We start from the raw sequence: 24855 nt of genomic DNA on the forward strand, positions 1-24855 counted from the left end.
AGAGTGTGGGATTCGAACCCACGGAGACGGGTTACGCCTCAACGGTTTTCAAGACCGTCACCTTCGGCCGCTCGGTCAACTCTCCTTGACGCCGCGGTGGCGCCGCAGACCATTGTGCCAGCATGCGCGGCCCGCCCTGACGTACGCGTGCGAGACACGGGCGCGTTCAGGACATGAGTGACGTACGCGCGGGTGTCAGGAGGCGCCGTGGTGCCAGCCGTCTGGCATGCCAGGGGTGACGACGATGAGCTCGTAGAGTTCCGCCGCCTGGGCGAGCTCCGCGTCATAGGTCGCGATCGTGTCGATCGCCGGGTGGGCGACGGCCGCGCCCAGGTGCAGGGCCGCGAACGGCTTGAGCACCGCGGCGGCGTGAGTGGAGATTCCGACATTCTTGTCCGAGAACCGGATGGAGGGAATGCGGGCGCGGGCCTGTTCGACCACCTCGAACGCGCGGCCCTTCTCGGCACGCGGATAGAGTTCCGCGGCCTGGCGCAGTTCCGTGAAACCCAACTGGGTCGTCGCGACCTCACCGAGGCGAGGCACGATCCAGGCGTTGAACTCGTCGAAGTACTTCACTCCCGGCAAGAAGCGCACGAGCGCGGAGCCGTCGACGTAGATCACTTGACCAAGGATATCCCCGGGGCCTTCAGCCGATGCGCGTGCGCCGTTGCACACGCACCGGCCGCCTTCCTTAGCCCCGCTTGAGCTGGCGCATCGCCAGCTGGACGACCGCGATCAGCGCCTGCTTGGTCGCGGCCTTCTCGCGCGCGTCGGTGTACATGACCGGGACCTCGGGCGGGATGCCCAGGGCCTCGCGCACGTCCTCGAGGGTGTGGCGAGCCACGCCGTCGAAGCAGTTGACGCACACCACGAAGGGCACGCCGCGACCCTCGAAGTAGTCCACCGCGGGGAAGCACTGGTCCAAGCGCTCGGTGTCGACCAGGACGACGGCGCCGATCGCGCCACGCACCAGGTCGTCCCACATGAACAGGAAGCGGTCCTGTCCGGGCGTGCCGAACAGGTACAGCCACAGCGAGCCGGGCAGTGCAATGCGACCGAAGTCCATCGCCACCGTGGTGGTGGTCTTGCGGTCCGTGACGCCACCCGCGTCATCGACACCGATCGACTTCTCCGTCATCGCCGCCTCGGTGTTGAGGGGGTCGATGTCGGAGATCGAGCCGATGAAGGTCGTCTTACCCACGGCAAAGCCGCCGGCGATGACGATCTTGACGACCGTAGGGGCGACGTGCGCGGTGGGCGTTGCGACCGCCGCGTCAGAGGGCTGCGATGCCATCAAGGACACTCTCCAGAAGGCTCAGGGAAATGCCGCCGTCCGCGTCATGCGTGGACTGGTCGTCGGCCGTTCCGCCGGTGTGAATGATGAGGTGGTTTTCGGTTGCCAGGTCGGTGACCAGCACCCGGACCACACCCAACGGCAAGCGGGTGTGGGCCGAGAGTTCAGCGACGGACTGGTACTGACCCGTCGATAACTGCAGGATGGTGCGCTTCTCGGGCGTGAGGCCGCGCACGGCCTCCACGTCGGAGCTGGACTCCACGAGCGCCTCCATGGGGAGGGTCGTGTTCGCCGCGCTCACGCGTCCACCCGTGACGGCATAGGGACGGACCGTGTAGGCCTCGTCCTCGTCAGGTAGGTCGCTGTAGCTCATCGGCTGTCACATCCTTTAGACGCGGACTTGTCCGTCGGTGGGGAGGTTCTGGCGCATCTCGGTGATGAGCTGCGGCGTGAGGGCGTTCTCGGTGCGCGAGACCAGCAGGGTCATCTCGTAGCCCACGAGGCCCACGTCGCACGTCGAGTCGGCGGCCACGGCGAGCACCGATCCGTTCGAGACGCTCATGAGGAACAGGAACAGTTCGTCCATCTCGATGATCGACTGGCGCACCTCGCCGGCCTGGAGCTGGCGTGCCGCTCCGCGGGTGAGGCTCGCCATGCCAGAGACGACCGCCGCGAGGGTGTCGCCACCCGTGCGGTCGAGGTTCTTCGACATGGCCATGAGCAGGCCGTCGGCACTCACGACGAGCGTGTGTCGCGTGCCGGGAACGGTCTGAACGAAGTTGTCCAGCAGCCATCCAAAGTTAGTGGCTTCAGCGCTGAGCTCGGGCAACGGTCCTCCTAGTGTTGGTGCTCCGGGGTGCGGAGACGGGCGTGATGATCGGCGGCGTCATGGTCAGTCCTGGCCCCCCGCGATTTCTTCGATCTGCGTGGCACGATCGAACTCCTCCGCGTCCTGACGGGCACGTTGAGTGCCCGAGTAGAACGCGCTGAATCGGTTGCGTACGGCGTCGGCGTCGCGCTGCGAGGGCGCGACCTCGACCGACTCCTCGAGGGGCTTGACCTCGACGGGCGGGGCGTCCGCGGCGCGGCGCTTCTGCAGCCCCGCGCGCGTCTTTTCGATCTTGGGACGCTCCGAGGCGAGCGAGCTGAGTTCGGAAAAGGCGGCCGAGGCGTAGTCCATGTCGTCGCCGTCGCGCGGCTCGGGCTGGATGATCGGCTGGTAGCTGGTGGTCGCCTCAGGCTGGGCGGCCTGCAGCGCGCTCGCGCCGGCGGCCTCCCAGCCGTGGGCGTGCGCCAGTTCCTCGGGCGTGTAGGCCTGAGCGTCGGCGGCCGATGCCTCCTGCGGCTGAGGGAAGGCCTCGGCCTGCGCGGGGGCTGGCTCGGGCTCAAACGACGTCACCGGCGCCCAGGCTGCAGGCTCGTACGCCGCGGCGGGAGCTTCCGGCTGCACGGGCTCGGGCTGCACCGGCTCGGCCCGAACGGGCTCCGGGATGGATTCCTGCACGGGCTCCGGCTCGAAGGCCTGCGGGGCGAACGAGGTGGGCGCTGCCTGAGCAGGGGCGCCCATCGCGGCCTCCCAGGCGGCGGCCTCTGCCGACGGCGCGTGCGCGGCCTCCTCGCGGGTCTCCGGCGCGGGCGCCCAGGGCGTCGCGGCGCCGGCGGCTGCCACCGGTGCCCACGCAGCGGCTCCACTGTCGGCCGCGGGGTCCGCTCCGGGGTTCACGTCGGCGTCGGTCGCGGCGGGTTCCGGCGTAAAGGCCTGCGGCGCTCCCGAGGCTGGCGCTGCCGGCGGGGCCCACGCGGCGGCGGGCTCCGGCGTAGCAGCCAAGGGGGCTGAGGCGGAGGAGGGAGCCGACACGGGCGCGAACGCGGGCGAGGCGGCCGCGGGCGCGTCGGTGGAGGCGCCGACGGCGGGGCCGTCGTGATCCTTGCGTCCACGGCCAAACAGGCGCGAGAAGAATCCGGGCCGGTGGTCGTCCTCGACCGCACTCTGGATCAGGTCGTCCAACTGCGGTGCGGGCTGCGCAGCCGCGGCACCCGCGACGGCTCCTGCGGCCACGGCCGGCGCGATCGGGCTCGCCTCGCCCTCGTCGAGGGAGACCTCCTCGACGCCAGCGGCGGGCTCGGGCTCGGCGACGGGCGCTGCATCGGCGACGGGCTCGGGGACCGGCGGGAAGGAGGGCGCGGCCTCGGGCTCGGGAGCGGGCTCGATCCTGGCCCACGACGGCGTCGCGAACGCTGCGGGAGCCTCCTCGCCGGCCGCTGCGGGAACCTCGGGAGCCTCATCGGCCTCGAAGGTCGGCAGGGTCCACGGCTGCTCCGCCTGGGCGGGCTCGCCATGGTGTGCGGGCTCGCTGTCGGGCGCAAACTCAGCTGCCGGCGCGGGCTCCGACTCGGGCGCGGGCTCGGCGGGTGCCGCGATCTCGTCCTCGATCACCGGGATCTGGCCGGTCGTGGCGGGGTCGAACTTGGGCAGGCGGAAACCGGCGGTGCCCGTGTCCTCGTCCGGCTCGAGCCCGTAGGTGGGCACCGCGGGCTCGGCGGGAGCCTCGTCGACGGTGTCTTCCAAGGCGGCAGGGGCCGCGGGCTCGTCGGCTTCCGGCGCACTGAAGTCGGACGTGCCGTCGTCGAACGTGCTTGCCTCGGGCTCGGCTGCCGAGTGCGAGCGAGCCGAGAAGAAAGCGGCGGCGCCGAAAATCCCGGCGGCACCCGCAGCGGCACCGGCAGCGGCGCCACCCGTGGGAGCGTCATCATCCGCAAAGCCGGGGAAGGCGGCCGGGCCATCGGCGGCGTCGTCAGCGCCCTGCTCGGGAGCGGCCCAGGCGTCCACCGGGGCGTCGTCCTCGAGGCTCGGCACCACGAACGCGGGCGCGTCCTGGGCCGGGGCTTCGGCGACATCGCCGTCGGTGGGTGCCACGTGCTCGCGCCGGGCCGACTGGCCCAACGACTCGGACGCGGCCTGCTCCGTCTCGCGGCGCGAGCGGAAGCCTCGGAAGACCGACGCACGGTCGGCGGGAGTCTGCGGCGCAACCTCGGCCGGAGCAACCGAGGGCGTAAAGCCACCGCCTGCCTCGGCGTCGAGGGCTGACAGCTGCGCATCGGTGGCGCGGGCGGGCAGACCCACCACGGGGGTGACCCCGGGCGTGGCCTCGGGGGCGGGGACGTCGCCGGAGCGGCGGCGTCGGGTCGGCAGGCCGGCGTTGCTGGTGCCGTCCGTCAGCGCGCCGGGGTCGGCCGCCTCGGCGGTCGGGGCGGCCTCGGCATCGGCGGCAATGAGTTCTTCGATGGACTGCGGCTCGGTAGCCGCGCCCCTGGCGGGAAGCGACGCTCCCCTGCTGGGCAGCGCGGGGGCCTCCTCGTCCTTGGCTTCGCCGCGGGGGCGCAGCCCGGCCAGGCTCTCGCCTTCCTGCATGGCGGCCGGCGTGTAGGCGGGCCCGGCGGCGATCTCGCGCTCGGCGGGCGGCGCGACGGGAGGCAAGGGAAGCGCGGAAGCCGCCGCGGCATCGGCCTCATCCACGGCCATCGAGACGCCACCGGCGGCGGGAGCCGCGACGGGAACCTCGGCGCCGCCAGCGAACAGCGCGGACGGCAGCGACACGATCGCGACCGTGCCACGACCCTCCTGCGAGCGCACCTCCACGTGCGCACCCACACGGCGCGCAATGCGGCCGACCACGAACAGACCCAGGCGCTGCTCACCGAGGATCTCGGATGCGGCGGTCGAGCCCACGCGGGCGTTGGCCTCGGCGACCTCGGACTCGGTCATGCCGATGCCGCCGTCCTCGATCTCGACGACGTAGCCCGTGTCGGTCTGACCCGTACGGACCGCGACGCGCGTGCCGGGGTCGGAGAACACCGTGGCGTTCTCGAGCAGCTCAGCGAAGAGGTGGGCGGCGGTCAGTGCCATGTGGCCCAGCATCTCGGGGTCGACGTCGAGCTCGAGGTCGATGCGCTCGTACAGCTCGATCTCCGATGACGCCGTACGGATGACGTCGGACAGCGGCATGGGGCGGCGCAGGCGGCGACCGGTGTCGATACCCGCGAGCACCAGGAGGGACTCGGAGTTACGGCGCATTCGCGTCGCGAGGTGGTCCAGGGCGAACAGCTTGGTGAGCGTGGTCGGGTCGTCCTCGGTGCGCTCCATCTCGTCGATCGAGGACAGCTGGCGGTTCAGCAGCACCTGGTCGCGGCGGGCGACGTTGACGAACATCTCGGAGATCGAGCCACGCAGGGCTGCCTGCTCGGCGGCGATCGACAGGGTGGCCGCGTTCACGCCGTTGAACGCCTCTGCCAGCTGGCCGACCTCGTCGCGGGACTCCACCGGGATCTGCACCTCGGTGACGTCCACGTCCTCACCCGGCAGCGCCACGCGCTCCACGAGGCGAGGCAGCTCCTGCTGGACCGCGGTTGCCGTCGTGGTCAGGCGGCGCAGCGGGCCGATGATGCGGCGCGCAATCACGAGCGCGATGATGATCGACACCGCGATAATCGCCAGGGCCGCCACCGAGGTCAGGACGGCCTGCGTGGCGGCGGACTGGGTCCTCGCCGAGGCATCGGCCGTGACCGAGCCCCACATGTCCTCGCGCAAAGGCTCGTAGACGTCGAGCTCCTCGGCGACCTGGGTGTCCCACTCGGAATCGCGTTCACGCACCAGCGACGCGTCGAGGCCGGTGAGCACCTGGGTGCGGACCGACTCGAAGGAGGACTCACCCAGGCCGTCGCCTGCCGAGGCTCCAAACGGCGGGACCTCGTCGGACCCATCGACGGCGAGCGACGACTCCTGTGCGTCCTCGAGGGAGATGTCGGTACGTGCGGTCATCGTTCGCGCATCGGCGGCCTCACCGGGGAGGAACTCACCCACGCGCAGCAACCGGTCGATGACGACCTGCTCGTAACGGATGTTCTCGACGAGCTGGTCGAGGTCGCCGTAGGCAGTCACACCGGCGGCGAGGTCGCGGTCACCCATCGCGAGCGCGACCGAGGAGGCCGATCGCACCGTGCCGTCGATGACGGTCGTGTAGAAGTTCGTCAGCGTGCCGATGTTCGCGCTCGCGTCACGGACGGTCGCACGGCGCTCGGGCAGAGACTGCATGAGCTCCTGGCCCTCGCCCAGCGTGGCGATCGCCTCGACGTTCTCGGCGTTGCCTGCCAGCAGGTCGCTGTTTTGCATCAGAAGCGCGACCTTGCCGTCGACTGCTCCCGTCGCGACGTCGTATTCGCGGCGGAAGTCGAGGGGCTCGGTGAACAGCGTGGTGGCGGCGTCGGACTCGGCGCCCAGACGGAACGACAGTGCCGCAAGCGGAATGTCGAGGCCCGTGTCCTCGGGAAGGCCGTCCCCGATGGCATCGATCGCGGCCACGGCCTCGTCGTAGGCGGCCTGCATCGCAGCCACATCGGCGTCGGCGGGGAACGTCAGCCAGCCGCCGTCGGTCTCGGGTGCCCCGAGGGCGACCGCGCGTGCGCTCTCCATCACACCGGTGCCGGTGCGCTGCAGCGCCGCCGCGATGTCCGCACGCATCTGCTCCGCATCGACCGCGACGTCCTCGCCGTCGGAGGAACCGATGCCCGTGAGCGTCTCGTCGAGCGTGGCGACGGCGTCATCCGTGAGGGCCTCGGCCTGCTCGCGCTGGTCCTCACCGTTTTGCACGGCGGAGGTGAAGTTGGTGCCCGCGAGTCGCTCGGTCTGGAAGTCGTTCTCAAGGAGGCGGGCGGAGCCCAGCACGCTCAGCACGGACTCGGCGTCGCGAGCCTCTCGCCAGGTCTGCAGCGAACCGGACACGATGAAGCCCGCGCCCAGCACCAGTACCAGAATCGGCACCGCGACCACCGCGAGGATCTTCCCGCGAATTCCAAGCCTCTGGAGCATTAACCTTCTCCCTCACGAGCCGTCGCAGGGGCACAGGTCTTCTCCTGGCGTCCCCTCAGCGATCGAACCTCTCGGTTATCGGCGCCTTCACCGCGAACCTTAAAGTCCGATGGCTCATTGCCGCTTGAGACGCTATATCGTGGCCGCTATGACGCGAAACTTCGGGCGATTTGTGTGATCTTTTCCACACTCGGAACCGCAGCCGCGCACGATGATGCGGGCCTCGCCGAACGTCCTGATCCCGCGCTCGGCGAGCATGACGTGCTCATCCGCGTGGCCGCCGCGGGCGTCAATCGTGCTGATCTCCTCCAGGCCGCGGGCCATTACCCGCCGCCCGCCGGGGCGCCCGACCACCTGGGACTCGAGGTGTCCGGCACGGTCGTCGCCACGGGCGCCGCGACCCACTCCCACCGTGTGGGAGACGAGGTCGTCGCTCTCCTCGCCGGCGGCGGATACGCGGACACGGTGGCCGTGCACGAGGACCTGGTGCTGCCCGTTCCGGCCGGACTCGGACTGGTCGAGGCTGGCGGCCTCATGGAGGCCGCCTGCACCGTATGGTCCAACTTTCGGGCGGCCGATGCCGTGGCGGGGCAGACCTTGCTGGTCCACGGGGGCTCGGGCGGGGTGGGGTCGCTCGCGATCCAGATGGGCGCCGCCATGGGCATGCGCGTGTTCGCCACCGCGGGAGGTGCGGCGCGCGCCGCGCGCTGCGAGGAGTTCGGCGCCGCACGCGGCATCGACCACCGCGAGGAGGACTTCGTCGACGTGATGCGCGAGGCCGGAGGCGCCGACGTGACCCTCGACGTCGTCGGGGCCGCCTATCTCTCCCGCAATCTCGCCGCCGTGGCTCCCGGTGGCGCGCTCGTGGTCATCGGCATGCAAAAGGGCGCGAAGGCGGAGCTCGACCTCGGCCGGCTGCTCGCCAAGCGCGCCCGGATCATCGGGACCACCCTGCGCGCACGACCCCACGCCGAGAAGGCGGCCATCGTCGCGGGCGTCGCCCGCGACGTGTGGCCGCTGGTGCCCGGGCGAGTATCGCCCGTGGTGCACGGCACCTACCCGCTCGCCGACGCATCGGCCGCCCACAGCGCCCTTGCCGAGGGCGGGGTGTTCGGGAAGCTGCTGCTGCTTCCCTAGTCGAGGTTGCCCGCGGCGAGCGACGGCGCGAGCGCGGGCGTGACCGGCAGGCGCGGCAGGAGCGTGGCCTGAAGCGCGTGATAGACGTCGGCCTTGCCGGGCCACACCGTGCCGCTGACGGCGAGGTCGGGGCCCAACTCGTGCCACCACGAGCCTGACTCGAGGTCCAGCAGGTGTTCACCCGCGAAGTCCCACCAGCGCTCGTAGTCTGCGGCGTACTCCGGGAGCCTCGTGGTGCGCCATAGTGCGGCCGCGGCGCCGATGGCCTCGGCAACCACCCAGTGCATGCGCTCGCGCACCACGGGTTTGCCGTCCCAGTCCACCGTGTAGACGAACCCGGCCTCGCCGTCGACGTGCCAGCCCTCGCGCACGCCAGCGGCATAGAGGTCGCGCGCGGCGTCCCGCATCCACGCGGGCGGCTCGAGCCCGGACTGCTGGAGCGCGGACGCGGCCTGCAGCGTGAGCCTGCTCCACTCGAACCAGTGGCCGATGGTCGCGCCGTACGGACGGAACGGGTGGGAGGGGGTGGCCTCGTTGTAGTCCAGCAGTGGCTGCCAGTCGGAGTCGAAGTGCTCGGGCAGACGCCAGTAATGGCCGCGGGCAAACACGTTGATGGCGCGGTCGACGATGCGGGCGGCGCGGTGTAGCCAGGCCTTGTCGCCCGTCACGTCCGCGGCGGCGAGGTAGGCCTCGACCGTGTGCATGTTGGCGTTGATGCCGCGGTAATCCTCCGCCTCGCCCCACTCACGCGTGAAGGCCTCGCGGCTCATGCCCGCGTCGTCGTCCCAGAAGCGCTCGGCGTGGGTAGCGAGGGCATCGTCCAGGAGTTGCTGCGCCTCGGGGCGGCCAGCGGCCACGGCTGAGGACGCCGCGAGAATCACAAAGGCGTGGCCGTAGGCCTCCTTGGCGGTGTTGGTGGGGCCGTCTGCGCCCACGGCGGCGAACCAGCCGCCGTGCTCGTGGTCACGCAGGCGTCCCGACAGTGCGTCGAGCCCGTGGTCGACGAACGCCGCCGCACCCGGGTGCCCCATCAGCGTCGCGAGCGCGAACGAGTGCGTCATGCGGCAGGTCACCCACAGCTCGACGTCCGCCTCGGGGTCGAGCGAGCCGTCGGCAAGCAGCATGCCGAAGCCGCCGTCGGTGTGGCGCGAGGCGCGGGCGAAGTCGAGCAGGCGGGTGCTTTCCGCCTCGAGCCAGCGGTGGTGCGAGGGGGCCGTGATCCATGGCATGGCGCCAGCGTAGCGACGCGGTGCCGTGCGGTTCTAGGGCGCGCGGGCGGCGCTCGGTGGAGCGCTGACTACATGACGGCCAGGCGGTCGGGATCGATGAGGCGCGTGAGCACCTCGAGGATCCCGTCCTCCTCGACCGTGCCGATGACCTCGCCTGCAGCCTCGCGCACCCGCGCGGGCGCGGTGCCCATCGCGGCCGAGCGGCCCGCCCACCGCAGCATCTCAATATCGTTGTTGCCGTCGCCCACCGCGACCGTGTGGTCGGGGTAGACGCCCAGCTGCTGGCGCAGGTGCTCGAGAGCGGAGGCCTTGGTCACATTGGGCGGGGTGAGGTCGAGCCACGCGTCGTAACCCACGGCGTACGTGACGTCGTTGAGGCCGATGCGGTGGACGAGGTCGTCGAAGTGGCTGACGTCCGCGCCGGGGGCGCGAATCACCACGCGGGTCGCCTCACCCTCGGCGAGCTCGTCGAAGTCCGTCACTACGCGCTGGCGTCCCACGAGCTCACCCATGGGGAACTCCTGGTTGACGCGGAAGCCCACCCCGAGGTCCTCGACGGCCACGAAGGCGCCGGGCATCTCGTGGCGGACCAGCTCGAGCGCGGCGCGAGGGTTGAAGGTGACGGTCTCGACGATGTCGTAGCCGCCGGGCGTGGCCGGGTTCAGCCTGATAGTCACCGCGCCGTTCGAGCACACCGCCCAACCGCGCCGGATGCCGAGCGTCTCCGCCACGGGCAGCGTGCCGAGGATGTTGCGTCCGGTCGCGAGGATGACGTGGTTGCGGCACATCCGCACCTGCTCGACCGCGCGAATGACAGCCGGCGAGATCTCCCCGCCCCAGTGCATGAGCGTGCCGTCGATGTCGAGGCCCACAAGCCCCCAAGAGTCCTGATCGAGGGGCGGGCGCATCTCATCGGGGCTCAGCGTCATGCCTCGAGCCTACGACACGGGTGCTCGCGCGCGCCCCGCCCCCCACCCTGGCGCAAATGTGAACATTTGCGGCACGAAAGCGCGATTCGTGGCGGATTTCCGGCCGCCAGGAGACCGCGGCTGCCCAGGCGGCCTACGCGACCGGCTGGAGGTATTCGACGCCGCCCAGGTAGGGGCGGAGGATCTCGGGAACGTACACCGAGCCGTCGGCCTGCTGGTGGTTCTCCAGCAGCGCGACCAGCCAGCGGGTGGTGCCGATGGTGCCGTTGATCGTCGCGACCGCGGTGGTGCCCTTCTCGGCACGCTCGCGGATGTTGAGGCGACGCGCCTGGTACGTGGTGCAGTTGGAGGTCGAAGTGACCTCCATCCACCGCTCCTGGCTCGGCAGCCATGCCTCGCAGTCGAACTTGCGTGCGGCGCTCGAGCCCAGGTCGCCCGCGGCCGTATCGATCACGCGATACGGCAGCTCAAGGGCCTTGAGCATCTCCTCTTCGATGGACAGGAAGCGCTCGTGCTCGGCAGCGGCGTCCTCGGAGTGCGCGTAGGAGAACATCTCCACCTTGTGGAACTGGTGCACGCGAATGATGCCGCGGGTGTCGCGGCCGGCCGATCCGGCCTCGCGGCGGTAGCAGGCGCTCCAGCCCGCGTACCGCAGCGGCCCGTCGGTGAGGTCGATGATCTCGTCGGCGTGATAGCCCGCGAGCGCCACCTCGGAGGTGCCGACCAGGTACATGTCGTCGCGCTCGAGGTAGTAGATCTCCTCGGCGTGCTTGCCGAGGAAGCCGGTGCCGGCCATCGTCTCGGGACGCACCAGCGTGGGCGTGATGGTCGGCGAGAACCCGCGCTCATAGGCCAGGTTCATCGCCGCGTTGAGGATGGCCAATTCAAGCCGCGCGCCGATGCCGGTGAGGAAGTAGAAGCGCGCCCCGGAGACCTTCGCGCCGCGCTCCATGTCGATCGCCTTGAGGCCCTCGCCGATCGCCAGGTGGTCCTTCACCTCGACGCCCTCGGCCGCGAAGTCGCGCGGGGTGCCCTCGTGACGCAGCACCGTGAAGTCATCCTCGCCGCCCGACGGCACCCCGGGCTCCGGGATGTTGCCGAGCGACCGGGCGAGTTCGACCGCCCGGGCGGCCGCGGCATCGGCCGTCGCCTGTGCCTCCTTGACGGCCGCCGCCAGCTCCTTGGTACGGGCCAGCAGCGCCTGCTTCTCGTCGCCCTGCGCCTTCGCGACCTCCTTACCCAAGCTCTTCTGCTCGGCGCGTTTGGCCTCGAAATCGGCGAGCGCGGCGCGGTGCTGGGCGTCCGCCTCGAGCACCTGGTCCACCACCGCGGGGTCGTCGCCGCGCGAACGCTGGCTGTCCCTCACGAGGTCGGGTTCGGCGCGCAACAGCTTGAGGTCGATCATGACCGCGAGTCTATCGGGGGCATACGCGTAGGCTCTGCCTCATGGTGTGGGTGTGGATCCTGGGCGTGACGGCGCTGGTGTTGGCCGTGTTCGCGACCATCTTGTCCGTCACGCTCGCGCGCCAGATCGGCAAGCGCGACCCCTCGGCCCTGCCTCGTGGCTGGCGGACGTTCCTACGGATCGCACCCGTGGCCGCCGCTCCCGCGACCGGCGTGGCCCTCGACCCGGACAACCGCGCGCAGATCGCGTTCATCGTCAATCCCACCAAGGACGGCACCGCGGAGTTGCGCGAGCGGGCCATGCGCGCGTGCGCCATCCGCTATCTGCCCGAGCCCATGTGGATTTACACCACCGAGGAGGACCCGGGCACCGGCCAGGCTCGCGACGCCATCGAGGCGGGGGCCGATGTCGTGGTCGCCGTGGGCGGCGACGGCACCGTCCGTGCGGTCGCCGAGGCGCTTGCGGGCGAGGACGTCGCGATGGGCATCATCCCTCTTGGCACCGGCAACCTGTTCGCACGCAACCTGGACCTGCCCCTTGCGGACACCGGCGCGCTGCTGCGGATTGTGATCGAGGGCACCGTCGAACGTGTGGACGTGGGCTGGCTCGACATCGAGCGCGCCTTACCCTCCTCGCGCGACGGCTCCACGCACCTGTTCCTGGTGATGGCCGGCGCGGGCATCGACGCGGAGATGGTCGCGGGCGCCGACCCCATCCTCAAGAAGCGGCTGGGCTGGATGGCCTACTTCTTCGCCGCCGTCGAGCACCTGGGCGACAAGCGCATCAAGGCCACCGTGACGGTCGACGAAGGCCTGCCCTTGGAGGCCGAGATGCGCACCGTGCTGATGGCCAACGCCGGCCGGCTGCCCGGCGGCCTGCAACTCATCCCCGACGCCTCCGTCACCGACGGCGAGCTCGACATCGCGACGCTCGACGCCCGCGGGGGGCTGGTGGGCTGGACTGAACTCTTTGGCTCCGTCGTGGCGCAGGGCGCTGGCATCAAGCAGTCCGAGCTCCTGCGGACCTGGCGCACCTCGCGGATTGACCACCGTAAGGGCCGGTCAGTGACCATCGACATGGACAGCCCGCAGCGCGTGCAGGTCGATGGCGAGTCCTTGGGGCGTGCGTCGCGGGTGCGCGGGCGGATCCAGGCGGGCGGCTTGCTGATCAAGGTGCCGGCGGGCATCAAGCCCTAGGCAGTGCGCCCTGGACACAGGGCGCGATCGGGCTAGATCGCCGCTGTGCCCGTCTTGAGCGCCTCGACCCATGCGTGGGCGCGGCTGAACGACTCCTCGCTGTCGTCCATGTCGACGGGCGTGCGATCGCGCTCGAAGGCCGGGTAGGACCCCAGGAATCGCACCAACGGGCAGGTGCGCTTGAGGCCGATGAGCGCCTCCGCCACACGCGCCTCGCCGATGTGCCCCAGTGCGTCCACCGAGAACGAGTACTCGCCGGGCCGGTCGCCGATGGGTCGCGACTCGATGCGCGACAGGTTCACGCCCCGCACCGAGAACTGCTCGAGCATCTCGAGCAGCGCGCCGGCGTTGTCGTTGGGCAGGTGGATAACGAGCGTGGTCTTGTCCGCGCCCGTGGGCTCGCCCATCGCACGGGGCTGTCCGACCTTGACGAATCGCGTGGCGGCCGTGGCGTTGTCGGCCACGCGGTCCGCGAGCACGGTGAGGCCCAGCGCCTCGCCGGTGCCGGGAGGCGCGAGGGCCGCCTCAAAGCCGAGCGAGGTGAGCGATCGCGACTCATCGGCGAGCGCCACGGCGGCGGCCGCGTTGGAGGTGGCGGACGCGAACTCCGCGCGCGGCAGGGTCGCGTTGGCCCAGCGGCGCACCTGTGCCCAGGCGTGCGAGTGGGCGCTCACGGTGACGATCTCGTCGAGCTCGGTGCCTGGACGCACCAGGAGTTCGAAGGCGATAGGGAGGACCGTCTCGCCGAGGATCACGAGGGGCTCGCCGGTCGCGAGGGTGTCGAGCGTCGCGGTCACCCCTCCCTCGACCGTGTTCTCGATCGCGACCACCGCGAAGTCCACCTCGCCCGAGCGCACCGCACCCAGGGCAGTCAGCACGTCGACGCACGGGACGTACTCGGCCTCGGCCGGGCTCACCATGGTGCGCAGCGCCGCCTCGGTGAAGGTGCCCGCGGGCCCCAGATAGGCGTAGCGGGGCTTGTCGGTCACTCGTCCTCCTCGGGGTCGCGACCACCCGGCATCCGGGAACTGATCGCGGTTTGCGTCTGGCTGAGCGCGCCGCGCATGCGCCGCGCGCTGATCGCCATCATCACGTCACGGTAACGCGTCACCTTGGAGGTCCCTGCACCCATCGACCCCGCCCGCGGCACATCGCCCAGGTCGCATTCGACCTCGGTGACGGTGAGTCCGGCGTGGATGATGTCGAGAGTCATGGCGACCTCGAGACCCGTGCCGCGTGCGAGCGGCATGGCGGCCTCGAGCGCCTCACGGGTGAGGCACCGCACGGGGCCCAGGGGCTCCTCGGGGGTCCACCCGGAGGCGCGTTCCACCGCGCGACGCGCGACCTTGGTGGACGGCCCCTCGACACGGGCGCGCCCGTCGGCACGAGCCACCGCCAGGTCCGCGACGTGCTCCGTGACTGCCGCCACGAGCGGGGCCGCTCCCACCGCGTAGTGGCCCAGCACACCGGGCAGCAGCAGGATGGCGCGAGGCTCGCGGCCGGGCTCGTCGCGCATAGCGATCACCGAGGCGCCGGTCTCGATCGAGGCGGTGCGCCCGCGAGGGTGGGAGTGGCGCACCACCACCGCGCCGGCCTTGCGGGCCAGCTGCTGGGTGTTGTCGGTGGAGGCGTCATCCACCACGAGCACCAGGTCGACACCCGGGATCGCGAGCGCGGCGCGCACCGTGGCGGCGATCCTGCGTGCGGCATCGTGCGCGACGATCAGCGCGGCGGCGACATGGAGGTCCTCGGGCCCGGCCACGGAGCGGCGTGCCCGGGACGCCCGCGGACGCGCATGACGGGTCGCGCCGTCGGTGCCGTCACCGGCCGACGGCGACGGGGAAGACGCGCGTGCGGGTGCCACGGGCACCAGCCTAGTGCGCCTACCGAGCGGCTTTGGTGCGTTCTTGAGGTAATCGTGGCTCAGCCGTGACCTGAGCCACGAACCACGCGCGCACCGCGCTCCCGTTGCCGCACAGGCCGCGCGGGTGCAAGAGTAAGGACCATGCATGAGCGCGCCGGAACTCCCGCCCAGCCCCAGGACCTCATCGACGTGGACGCCCTTCTCGGCGCCTACTACGACCTGGTCCCCGACCCCGCGAACCCCGAGCAGAAGGTGGTGTTCGGCACGTCGGGTCACCGCGGCAGCGCCTTCGACACCGCGTTCAACGAGGCGCACATCGTCGCCACGACCGCCGCCATCATCGAGTACCGCAAGGCTCAGGGCACCGACGGCCCCCTCTTCCTCGGCATCGACACGCACGCGCTGTCGGAGCCCGCGGCCCAGACCGCGATCGAGGTGCTCGCCGCCGCCGAGGTCACCGTCAAGGTCGACGCGCGCGGCAAGTTCACCCCCACGCCTTCGGTGAGCCGCGCGATCCTCGTCGCCAACGGCGCCGCCTCCCCCCAAGGCCTACGCACCACCGGCCCGGGACTGGCCGACGGCATCGTGGTCACCCCCTCGCACAACCCGCCCCGCGACGGCGGCTTCAAGTACAACCCGCCTCACGGCGGCCCCGCGGACTCCGACGCCACCAGCTGGATCGCCAACCGCGCCAACGAGATCATGGCCGGCGGTGGCTGGAAGCAGGTCAAGCGCATCCCCTACGAGCGGGCGCGCAAGGCAGCGACCATCGGCACCTACGACTTCATGGCAGCCTACGTCGCGGAGCTCGGTGACGTCATCGACCTCGAGGCCATCCGCAACGGCGGCGTGCGCATCGGCGCCGATCCGCTCGGCGGCGCCGCGGTCGACTACTGGGGCGCCATCGGCGAGGAGCACCGCCTGGACCTCACCGTCGTGAACCCCACGGTCGACCCGACCTGGCGCTTCATGACGCTCGACTGGGACGGCAAGATCCGCATGGACTGCAGCTCCCCGTCGGCCATGGCGAGCCTGCGAGAGCTCATGGCCGGCGACGCCCCGTACGACATCGCGACGGGCAACGACGCCGACTCCGACCGCCACGGCATCGTCACCCGCGACGGCGGCCTCATGAACCCCAACCACTACCTCGCGGCAGCGATCTCCTACCTCTACGGCGGCGGCCGGCCCGGCTGGCCGGACGCCGCCCGCATCGGCAAGACGCTCGTCTCCTCGAGCCTCATCGACCGCGTCGGCAAGAAGCTGGGCCGCACAGTCGAGGAGGTGCCCGTGGGCTTCAAGTGGTTCGTGCCCGGCCTCATGGACGGCACCACCGGCTTTGGCGGCGAGGAGTCCGCCGGAGCCTCCTTCCTCACGCGCGAGGGCAAGGTGTGGACCACCGACAAGGACGGCATGCTGCTGTGCCTGCTCGCGTCCGAGATCACGGGCGCGACCGGCACCACGCCGTCGCAGATCCACCGCGGGCTCACCGACGAGCTGGGCGAGAGCTGGTACGCGCGCGTCGACGCCGCCGCCACCAAGGACGAGAAGGCGACGCTCGCCAAGCTCTCCCCCGAGCAGGTCACCGCGACCGAACTCGCCGGGCAGGAGATCACCGCGAAGCTCACCAAGGCGCCCGGCAACGGCGCGGGCATCGGCGGCCTCAAGGTCACGACGGCCGATGCCTGGTTCGCCGCCCGCCCGTCCGGCACCGAGGACGTTTACAAGATCTACGCCGAAAGTTTCGTGTCCGAGGATCACCTCGCGGAGGTGCAGGACGCCGCCAGAAAGCTGGTCGGCGAGGCGCTCGACAGCTAACGATCGGCCGATGCCGTGGCCGGGTGAGTCGATTGACTCACCCGGCCGCGGCGTCTCAGCGCTTGCGGCGCGCGATGATCGCGATCACCGCGCCGGCGGCGAGCAGCGCCAGCGCGATGATGGCGATGGCCCAGTCGTCGAAGCCGCTGATCGGGAGGAAGCCCGAGTCGCCGTCCTCGCCGCCGCCCGCGGGCGGCGGGGTCGCATCGAACTGGTTGTAGGCCACGACGGTCACCAAGGTGCCCGCGCCAATCGTCACGACAGCCTCGGTCGTCGAGGCGCCCGCCGGCGTCAGCCTCGTGTCGTCCGCGCCACCAGAGTCGGTCTCCGTGACGACGCACTCGGAGCCTGCCGCGATACCGTCGATCTGGGTCTCGAGCGGCAGGTCGCCGCCGAGCGTCACGGTGCCCGACCACGTCGTCACGGGATCTCCGGCCCCGCGCTCCCACGTGCACAGCACGGAGAACTCGAACGGACCGGCGCCGCGCTCGGCGGCGCCGCCGCCACCCACGACCTTCTCGATCGCGAGCGCGCCCACGGCGAAGGTGTTGGTGACGAGCGCCGTGTTGGTGTCTGCCTCGGTGAGCACCAGCGAGGACGACGTCCCGTCGACGGTAGCCGCGCCAGCATCGGCCGTCGTGACCGTCACCGTCGTCCGCACCGCGCCGCCGTCGACCAACTCCGTGACCGTGCACTCGGATGTCGACGGCAGGCCCGTCAGCGTCACCGTCTCCCCGTTGTCGAGAACCACGACCATCGGTGCGCCAGCGACCAGCGGCTCACGGTCGTCCGCATAGACATCGTGTTCGTCACCGGCAGGATCGGTGTAGACGCACCTGACCGCGACCACATAGGGGCCGAAGTCGGGCACCTCGCCGTCGGCATTCGCGACCGAGTCCTCAACCTCCTTCGTGATCGCGAGCGACGCGAGCGCCTCGAAGCGGTTGGTCACCACGACCTCGACCGGGGACTCGCCACCCTCGACGATCGTCACCACCGAGCGCGCTCCGCCCGCCGTACCGGGCGAGAACTCGGTGTAGTCGGCCCCGCCAGCGTCTGGTTCGGTCACCACACAGACGGAACCCGCGACGATCCCGTCGATCTGCGTGGCGAGGGGCTCGTCGCCGCCAAGCACGACGTCGCCGTCCCACACGACGGCGCTCTGCGCGAGACTGGGTCCCGCCCATACGCATCGCACGTGAAGGGTGAACGGTCCACTGCCAAGTGAGTCGGCGCCGTCCCCATCGAGCTGCTTGTTCAGGAGCAGCGAGCCCACCGGGTACGCGTTGACGAGATCGATCATGGCCGAGGTTCCGCCGTCCTCGACCGCGGGCAAAGTGAACGATGCCTCGGTGCCGGGCGTCACTGTCGAGCCGTCCGCGGTCGTGACGGTGATGGTGGTCGATGCGGCGCCCGCGACGTCGGTCTCTGTGAGCACACAGTCGCTGTTACTAGGAAGGCCCTCGAGCGTGACCGTCTCACCCGGGGCGAGGGTCACCACCATCGGGTTGTCGGCGTCGTAACCGTCCGCGAACACCTCGTGCTCGTAGACGGTGCCCGTGCCATACACACACACGAGCTCGACGGTGAAGGGACCCAGCGGTGGCGAGTCGCCATTCTGGTCCTGCACGGACTCATCGATGGCCTTGGTGATGTCTAGCGGCACACGCTGCTCGAAGATGTCCTGAGCGACCACCGTTGCGCCATCGCTGTCATCCACCGTGACCTCGACATACGGGTTGCCGTCGACGTCGACCTGCGGCTCGGAGGGCGTCGCGTCGTCGATGCCGACGAGCCAGCCTTCGGCGCCGCCGTCGTCGGTCTCCGTGACGATGCACTCGGAGCCCACCACGATCCCACTGATCGTGCGGTTCAGCGGGAAGATGCCGCCCACACGGATGTCGCCGTCATAGGTCGTGACGTCTTGCAGTGGCAGCGGGCGGTCGAAGGTGCACTCGACGTGGAAGATGAAGGGTCCGTTGCCACGATCGTCCGCACCGGGGCCGATCGGTTGCTTGTCGATGACAATCGACCCCAATTCATAGGTGTTGGTCACGACCCCGGTGTTCGTCGTCCCGGGATCGGTCGCGCTTTGCGGGTCGTCGGGAGTCAGCGTCAGGTCGGCCTCGCTGTCATCGACAGTGGCACTGCCGTCCGCAGTGGTGACGACGATCGACACGGTCGCGGGGGACTCGTCGATGAGCAGTTCCGTGATGGTGCACTCTGCCCCCGCGGGAAGGCCCGTGAAGAGCACCTCCTCGTCGTCGCTGAGCAGCGCAAGCATCGGGCGAATCTGGCCGTCAGCGAGCACCGGACCGTAGCCGTCCGCCCACACCTGTTCGCCGAGGAAATCGCACCTGACCCAGATCGGGAACGGGCCCGCGTCGGCAGGGTCAGCCGCACCGGACGCATCGGAGCCGACCACATTCTTCGACACCAGCAGCGACGCCTCGTCGTACACGTTGTCGAGGGACGTCAGTTGGAGGACCTGGTCCTCGCGGTCCACAGTCGCTGTGACCGCACTGGCATCGGTCTGGCCGTTGTCGCCCTCCTCGAGGTGGCACTGGGCGCCGTAGGGCAGGTCCTCGATGGTGAGTTCCTCGCCGGGGGTCAGCGTGAGCGTCTCCCGGTGCGCCTCGACGGGCTCGCCGTCGACGTCCACCGTGCATACCAGCTCCACCGTCAGCGTGTCCGGGGCGTACGACGACGCCTCGCCGCTGACCGTCTTAAGGATGCTCAGCGGGCCCGTCGCGAGGGCAACACCGATCTTGTTGCCCTCCGTGGGCAAGATGTCCTCGCCATCGGTCGTGACCGCACCCGCCGCAACCGTGTTCCACGCGATCGTGTCGGGCCCGTCCGTCGGAGACGACAACGGCGTGCGGGTCTGAATATCAACCGTGATGACCTGACCCGGTCGGAAGGGAGCGAAGCCACGGAAGTCGAATTCGTACTTCAGTCCCGTGACGTCCGCGTAGTCGCCGCCGAAGTCTTCGATCGGCACCCACACGCCATCGGGACACGATCCTGGCCCCGACACGAGGTCGTCGGCGCACGGCACCGTTTCCGTGGTGCCGTAGACGTCGAGCTGGAACAGCAGGGGCGCGGAGACCCCGGCCTGCGGGTCGACGATCTCGGCGTGCCACTCGGAGTCGCGGACGAAGTTCTCGAGCGCGGTGAGGTCACCCACGTCGGGCATGCGGTCCACCACCGTGAGCTGGTCCAGGGGGACGTTTCCGGTGTTCTCAAGGTCGAGCCGCCATGTCTCGGTGGTGCCTGGCGGTGAGATCGGAATGCACGGGGCGCTGTAGAAGCCGTCCTCATCTGCGATGCACTCAGCACCTTCGACAGCGCTCGTGGTGCCCAGACTCGGGTCGTCTGCCTTCACCTGCTTGACGGCACGGATCGCCCCGCCGGCAGCCACGATGACTTGCGTTGAGCCGTCGCACTCGGGCACGGCCGGATCGAACTCTTCGGCATTGCACGCGTCGAACGGCCTGTCACCCTCGACCGAGGCAGTGTTCTCGATCGTGGTCGATGCCAGAAGCGCAGGCCGGGTCACCATGTGGACGGTGATGGTGTACGTCTGACCCACACCGAGCACGTAGCCGTCGGCGAACGAGAAGGTGATCGTCTCCGGCGAACCGCCCGCCGGGTCCTCAGTGATCGAGATCTCCGCCTCGTCGGTCGGCAGCGGCAGCCCGTCCTCGGCGTCGGGATCCGTGCCGCTCAGCGCGAACCCGTAGGGGCTGTCACCGGTCTCGGCCGCGCTGGGGTCGATCTGGAGCAGTGGTCCGTCCCCGTCGGTGGGGATCGTGTCGGTGAACACCGGGTTGTAGATGGGGGTGTCTCCGGTGTTCGTGAAGGTCAGCGTGTAGGGAATCACCGAACCCGGGCTCACCGTGCCGGCGGGAGTCTTCTCCACACCGACGGCGGTCCGCGAGTGTTCGTAGATCACCTCGGCGTCGTCGGGCTCAGCGTCGACGACGAGCGGGTCACCGCCGATCGTGTCCAGGTAGGACTCGATGTATCCCGTCACGGTGTCGATGCTGTGTCCGGCCTCATCCTCGCCGGGCGCGGCTTGATTTCCCAACAGGTCGGTGGGCGGCTCGCCGCCCGAGAGCATCTCGTCTCTGCGCTGCACGACGATCGGTATTTCTTGGATGGGGTGAACGGGCCCCTCCCACTGGTCGCCGTCGGCCCGGTTCATGGTGAAGACGACGCCCTGCACCTCCGCGGGTGCCACCGCCGCGGGCAGCGTGGGGACCGCGCTAATGCCGCCGTTCACGGTCGTTCCGCCCGTGACGGTCAGGTCCCCGCCCGGGGAACCGCTGAAGGCCTGACCAGTGAGCACCGACATCTGGATCTGGTCCACGGGTGCCTGCAGCGTGAAACTGTCGTCTATACGGACAAACTCGTAGACGTTCCAGAACGTCGGGTCGACATCCGACACGACGACCTCCGCCGGGCGTGCACCGTCGAAGGGCTGGCTCCTCAGGACCAGCAGGAACTCCGACTGGTCGGGCTCGGTTTGAGTGAAGACATCTGCCTGGTCGTCGACCGTGGGGCCAAAGGTCTTGTCGACGGTGAGACCGATCTCGAACTCCACAAGATTGGCCTGTGCATCGTCCTGGTCGATGGGGGCGTCGGGCTGGGTGTCGGGATTGCGACCGGCGTCGTCGACGGTGCCAAAGGCGACGTTGGTGACGACGGTTCCGGCATCCGTCGCGTCGATGACCTCGCCGCTGGTGCGGATCGTCTTGCGCAAGATGGTGCCGAAGGACACGGTGGCGGAGGCCCCCGGTTCAATCCTTCCCTCCCATTCGACACGCACGTTGGTCACGTCGCCGAAGGGTCCGGTCCACGCGAGCGCGGTCGCGATGTCCGTCGTCGTGAGGACCGTCGCGTCTGCGGAGTCGGTCAGGGTGACGGTGACTCCCGTCGCGCCGGTAGGCATGGTGATTTCGGTGAAGCCGTCGAAGTTGAAGTACTCGAAGGTCGTCATCGCCGCGCTGCACGCCGTGCCATCGCACAGCGCCAAGGTGTCCACCGCGGCATTCGCGGAGGTATTGGTGACGGTCAATGAGATCGGTGCGTGCGGGTAGTCATCGGCATCGGTCACCACGGGCGGGATGCCGACCTCGTTGTCCGTCCAGGTCTTGTCGATCGACACGCCGAGCGTGTCGTCAAGGATGAGGATCTCGTCCTGCTCGGTGTCGGTGATGTCGTCCCGGTCACTGAAGTCCGCGACGGCCTGAGCCTGATTCCATACGAGCCCCTCATCGGGTTCCCCTGCGCCAAGCGTGTCGTCGTTGTAGAGCGTGTGGCCGGTCGCCGGAATCGAGGCGTCGGAGCGCAGCCAGTCGCGTAGCTCGAAGACGAGGTCGATGGGACGCGTGTTGTTGATCGAGCGAGCCACACCAGAGCCCACCGGCGGCGCGGCGGGGTCTGTCGACGAGGCGCGCGCTGGGCTCTCGACGAAGACGAACTGCACCGCCGTCGTCGTCTCGCGCTCGGCGGCCGTGAGCGAGATCTGCGGGAGTTGGCCCGTACACGCGGGCTCGATCGCTCCGAGATCACCGCACGGGCTGTTCGCGGCGGGGGCCCACGTGCCGGTGTCCTGGTTGTACAGCAGCACCGCCTCGACCGCGTCGAATTCGATATACGGATCCGTGTCTGGTGTGATCGCGTCGATGCGCACCAGGTCGAACGCGTCGTACACGCTGTCGGCAAGGGCGGGCGGCCCCGGCACATCGGTGATGGTGACCGCATCGGCGTTCGAGTAACCCCCGGTAGACCAGGTGATGCGCGCCGTTGCCTGGTCTCCGCTGCGCGCGAAGAGCTGCGGCGGCTCGCCGCCTAGCCAGTTCTTGTCCATCAGGTCACCCACTCCGGGCCCCACAGGGTCCTCGGGGTCGTACACGTTGATGGTGTCGCACGCCGTGGCGGGGTCCGATGCGGTGCCCGCCGCCGTCTCCGCACTCGAGCTGGTGCAGTTTTCTAAGGCCAGCAGGGGAAGATCGAGATCGGCCGAGCCGTCAAAGTCCATCACGATGTTCGGGTACACGGTGGTTCCAGGAGGGAAGCCCTCATCCGAATGGAAAACGAACTGGAGGCCACCAATGGCGCCAGGGACCGGCGGCGCGTTCGCGGCGATGTCGTAGGAGAACGGTGACTCGCTGGACGGGATGTCCACCACGAGAGGCTCCCACGAGTCCCCATCCCAGTAGTTCACCGTCAGGGTTGCGCCAGGAGGGATCACGACGTTGGTGATGCGATCTGGATTGAAGGCGTCCCAATAGTCGGAGCCCGCGGCCGGGTCGATCGGATCCTGGACCACGATGTCCTGCGCGTTCCCCGTCGACGATCCCTCGGGGTCCGCGCCCGGATCGGGCCTTCCCGCAATGCCGCCGGCCAGTTCGAGCACCGTCCACTCACCATCCTCGCCCAGGATGTCGCTTGGGACGATGGACTTGCCCGACGTCGACGTGAGGATCTCGAGATACGAGTACAGGGTGTCGTCGTCCGTCGCACTGCCCGAGGCGCCTCCACCCGTGGTTCCCGTCGTCGTCATCTCGTTGTCGAGCGGGGTCAGGACCGCGGGATCGTCGGCGTCGGTACCGACGGTGGCGACGACCGTGGCGGACGCTCCGGGGTCCATGAGGCCGGTGAAGTCGACGCTGAAGCGTGCGACCTCGCAGCCACCAGAAGGCTCGCCTGGGACGTCGCCGTCTGCGAAGGACACCGTCTCATCGGTGCCGTCGGCGCAGTAGTAGGTCACGGAGGCATCCGTCGCTCCCGCGGGCCACACGGGCGCGGAGGCAAATCCCTCGAAGGACATCGAAGAGTCAAACCCTGGCGTGTGGAGATCACCTGTCGCGGACGGTTCGATGATCGACAGCTCCTCGACGGGAAGGTCGCCGGCCACGCCGCCCACGAGCGTGGCGTCGGAGGTTTCGCCGTGAAGGATCGAGACCGGGTCGAACGACTTGTCCGCGGTCACATCGGGGATATTTGCCTCGATGGTGTAGGAGGCGTCGCCGCTGTCCGTCGCCGTTTCGTCGTCGCGCTCAACGGTGGACGAAACGGTGTTGTCGATGACGAGGTTGCTCGCCAGTTCGCCGAGATCTCGCTGGATGGCGTCGATCGCGATATCGACGCTCGAGCCGGGGAGGATGAACGCGTCGTCGGATGAGGTCGAGAACGTGATGCGGACGCCGAGGATGTCGTCGGGGTCCACGCTTCCTGGCAGCGCGGCGGTGGTCCCTTGCGTGCCATTCACCCATCCCGAGTCGGTGTAGACGTCGACCTGCACGAGGTCCGCATCCGCGGGGAAGGCACCCACGACGAGATCGGTGATGGCGAGGGAATCGAAGGGGTTCGGCGAGGCGGTCGGATCGGCCGGTTCGACGATGACCATCTCGTCGGCACCAGTCTCCGATTCGTTGCTCGCGGTGATGTCGATGGTCGTCTCGCTACCGGGCGCGGCGAGCGCACTGTCCGGCGTGAACGACTTCTCGACGTCGGTGTCAAGCACCAAAGGAACCTCGGGAATGACCGTCGCTGTGTCCGAATCCGGGTCGGTGTCCGGGTTGCTCGCGGTGAACTCGGCCTCGTTGATGATCGGCACGCCGTTGTCGTCGTACGTGAGCGCGTCCGCGACGACCGGAATCTGGATGGTCGCCGTGGTGCCCTGCAGCATGCCCTGACCACCCTCGGGGTCATCGAGCGGCGTGGTAAACGAGACAGAAGCGTCCGATCCCCCCGCATCGCCACTCACGGTGAAGGAGTTTCCCGAGCTGATCACTTGCGGCGGCCCCGTCAGGTGGAACTGTGGGGGAAGGATGTCGGTGACGGTGGCATCCGTGCAGCCCGACGCGGGGATGGCGCTCGAGTACACACAACTGATCTGGATCGTGTAGAGAAACTCGTCGCCCGGGGCGATGTTCTCCTGCGAGACGCTCTTCGTCAGGGTCAGCCCCGCGGGGCCCTCGGCGCGTGCGGGCGCCGCGAACGTGGCGACGACGAGGAGTGCGAGGAGGAGCGACGCCAGTTTCCGGCCATACCGGTGGGCACCCTCGGTTCGCCTCGTTCCCTGCCAGTCCACCCAAGTCACGATG

Annotated in this window: 14 protein-coding genes; 3 read left to right on the forward strand and 11 right to left on the reverse strand. The window is 69.6% G+C overall.

What is annotated here, in order from left to right; translation table 11 throughout:
• Window positions 1–195: 195 nt before the first annotated feature.
• From B7K20_RS01605 to B7K20_RS01625, 5 genes are all read right to left on the reverse strand, one after another.
• Window positions 196–621 carry a PIN domain-containing protein gene (locus B7K20_RS01605; RefSeq protein ID WP_084099779.1) on the reverse strand — a complete coding sequence of 142 codons (426 nt, stop codon included), beginning with the start codon at window positions 619–621 and terminating at the stop codon, window positions 196–198.
• A gap of 70 nt (window positions 622–691) precedes the next feature.
• Window positions 692–1294, reverse strand: coding sequence for an ATP/GTP-binding protein (locus B7K20_RS01610; protein WP_084099780.1), 603 nt, complete (start codon window positions 1292–1294; stop codon window positions 692–694).
• Window positions 1275–1667 (reverse strand): DUF742 domain-containing protein, encoded by a 393-nt coding sequence (locus tag B7K20_RS01615; RefSeq protein WP_084099781.1) that lies wholly within the window; start codon window positions 1665–1667, stop codon window positions 1275–1277. Before B7K20_RS01615 ends, B7K20_RS01610 begins: the two co-directional genes overlap by 20 nt.
• A 15-nt stretch (window positions 1668–1682) precedes the next feature.
• Entirely contained in the window at window positions 1683–2123 is a 441-nt protein-coding gene (locus B7K20_RS01620) for a roadblock/LC7 domain-containing protein (RefSeq protein WP_084099782.1), read from the reverse strand.
• Between the two features lie 63 nt (window positions 2124–2186).
• Entirely contained in the window at window positions 2187–7160 is a 4974-nt protein-coding gene (locus B7K20_RS01625; RefSeq protein WP_084099783.1) for an ATP-binding protein, read from the reverse strand.
• Window positions 7161–7337: 177 nt separating this feature from the next.
• Between B7K20_RS01625 and B7K20_RS01630 the strand changes: the two genes are divergently transcribed.
• Entirely contained in the window at window positions 7338–8297 is a 960-nt protein-coding gene (locus B7K20_RS01630) for an NAD(P)H-quinone oxidoreductase (RefSeq protein ID WP_234985679.1), read from the forward strand.
• Here B7K20_RS01630 and B7K20_RS01635 read toward each other — a convergent pair.
• The 3 genes from B7K20_RS01635 to serS all read right to left on the reverse strand — a co-directional run bounded on the left by B7K20_RS01635 (window position 8294) and on the right by serS (window position 11860).
• Window positions 8294–9526 (reverse strand): AGE family epimerase/isomerase, encoded by a 1233-nt coding sequence (locus tag B7K20_RS01635; protein WP_084099785.1) that lies wholly within the window; start codon window positions 9524–9526, stop codon window positions 8294–8296. The genes B7K20_RS01630 and B7K20_RS01635 overlap by 4 nt on opposite strands.
• A 68-nt stretch (window positions 9527–9594) precedes the next feature.
• Window positions 9595–10455 carry an HAD family hydrolase gene (locus B7K20_RS01640; protein WP_234985663.1) on the reverse strand — a complete coding sequence of 287 codons (861 nt, stop codon included), beginning with the start codon at window positions 10453–10455 and terminating at the stop codon, window positions 9595–9597.
• 133 nt (window positions 10456–10588) lie between these two features.
• Complete coding sequence (gene serS / locus B7K20_RS01645) at window positions 10589–11860, reverse strand: serine--tRNA ligase (protein ID WP_084099786.1); 1272 nt, start codon at window positions 11858–11860, stop codon at window positions 10589–10591.
• A gap of 41 nt (window positions 11861–11901) precedes the next feature.
• Here serS and B7K20_RS01650 point away from each other — a divergent pair, with 41 nt between their 5' ends.
• Entirely contained in the window at window positions 11902–13056 is a 1155-nt protein-coding gene (locus B7K20_RS01650; protein WP_084099787.1) for a diacylglycerol kinase family protein, read from the forward strand.
• A gap of 32 nt (window positions 13057–13088) precedes the next feature.
• Here the strand turns inward: B7K20_RS01650 and pheA are convergent, their stop codons facing one another.
• Window positions 13089–14045 carry a prephenate dehydratase gene (pheA, locus tag B7K20_RS01655; protein ID WP_084099788.1) on the reverse strand — a complete coding sequence of 319 codons (957 nt, stop codon included), beginning with the start codon at window positions 14043–14045 and terminating at the stop codon, window positions 13089–13091.
• On the reverse strand, window positions 14042–14920 hold the full coding sequence (locus B7K20_RS01660; protein ID WP_234985664.1) for a glycosyltransferase: 879 nt from the start codon (window positions 14918–14920) through the stop codon (window positions 14042–14044). Before B7K20_RS01660 ends, pheA begins: the two co-directional genes overlap by 4 nt.
• 141 nt (window positions 14921–15061) lie before the next feature.
• Between B7K20_RS01660 and pgm the strand changes: the two genes are divergently transcribed.
• On the forward strand, window positions 15062–16738 hold the full coding sequence (pgm, locus tag B7K20_RS01665; protein WP_084099790.1) for a phosphoglucomutase (alpha-D-glucose-1,6-bisphosphate-dependent): 1677 nt from the start codon (window positions 15062–15064) through the stop codon (window positions 16736–16738).
• 55 nt (window positions 16739–16793) lie between these two features.
• On the opposite strand, the gene B7K20_RS01670 is transcribed toward pgm, so the two are convergent.
• On the reverse strand, window positions 16794–24851 hold the full coding sequence (locus tag B7K20_RS01670) for a DUF5979 domain-containing protein (protein WP_159449292.1): 8058 nt from the start codon (window positions 24849–24851) through the stop codon (window positions 16794–16796).
• Window positions 24852–24855 lie beyond the last annotated feature (4 nt).

The sequence above is a fragment of the Demequina sp. NBRC 110051 genome (assembly GCF_002090055.1).
In the GTDB taxonomy this organism is placed as follows: Bacteria; Actinomycetota; Actinomycetes; order Actinomycetales; family Demequinaceae; genus Demequina.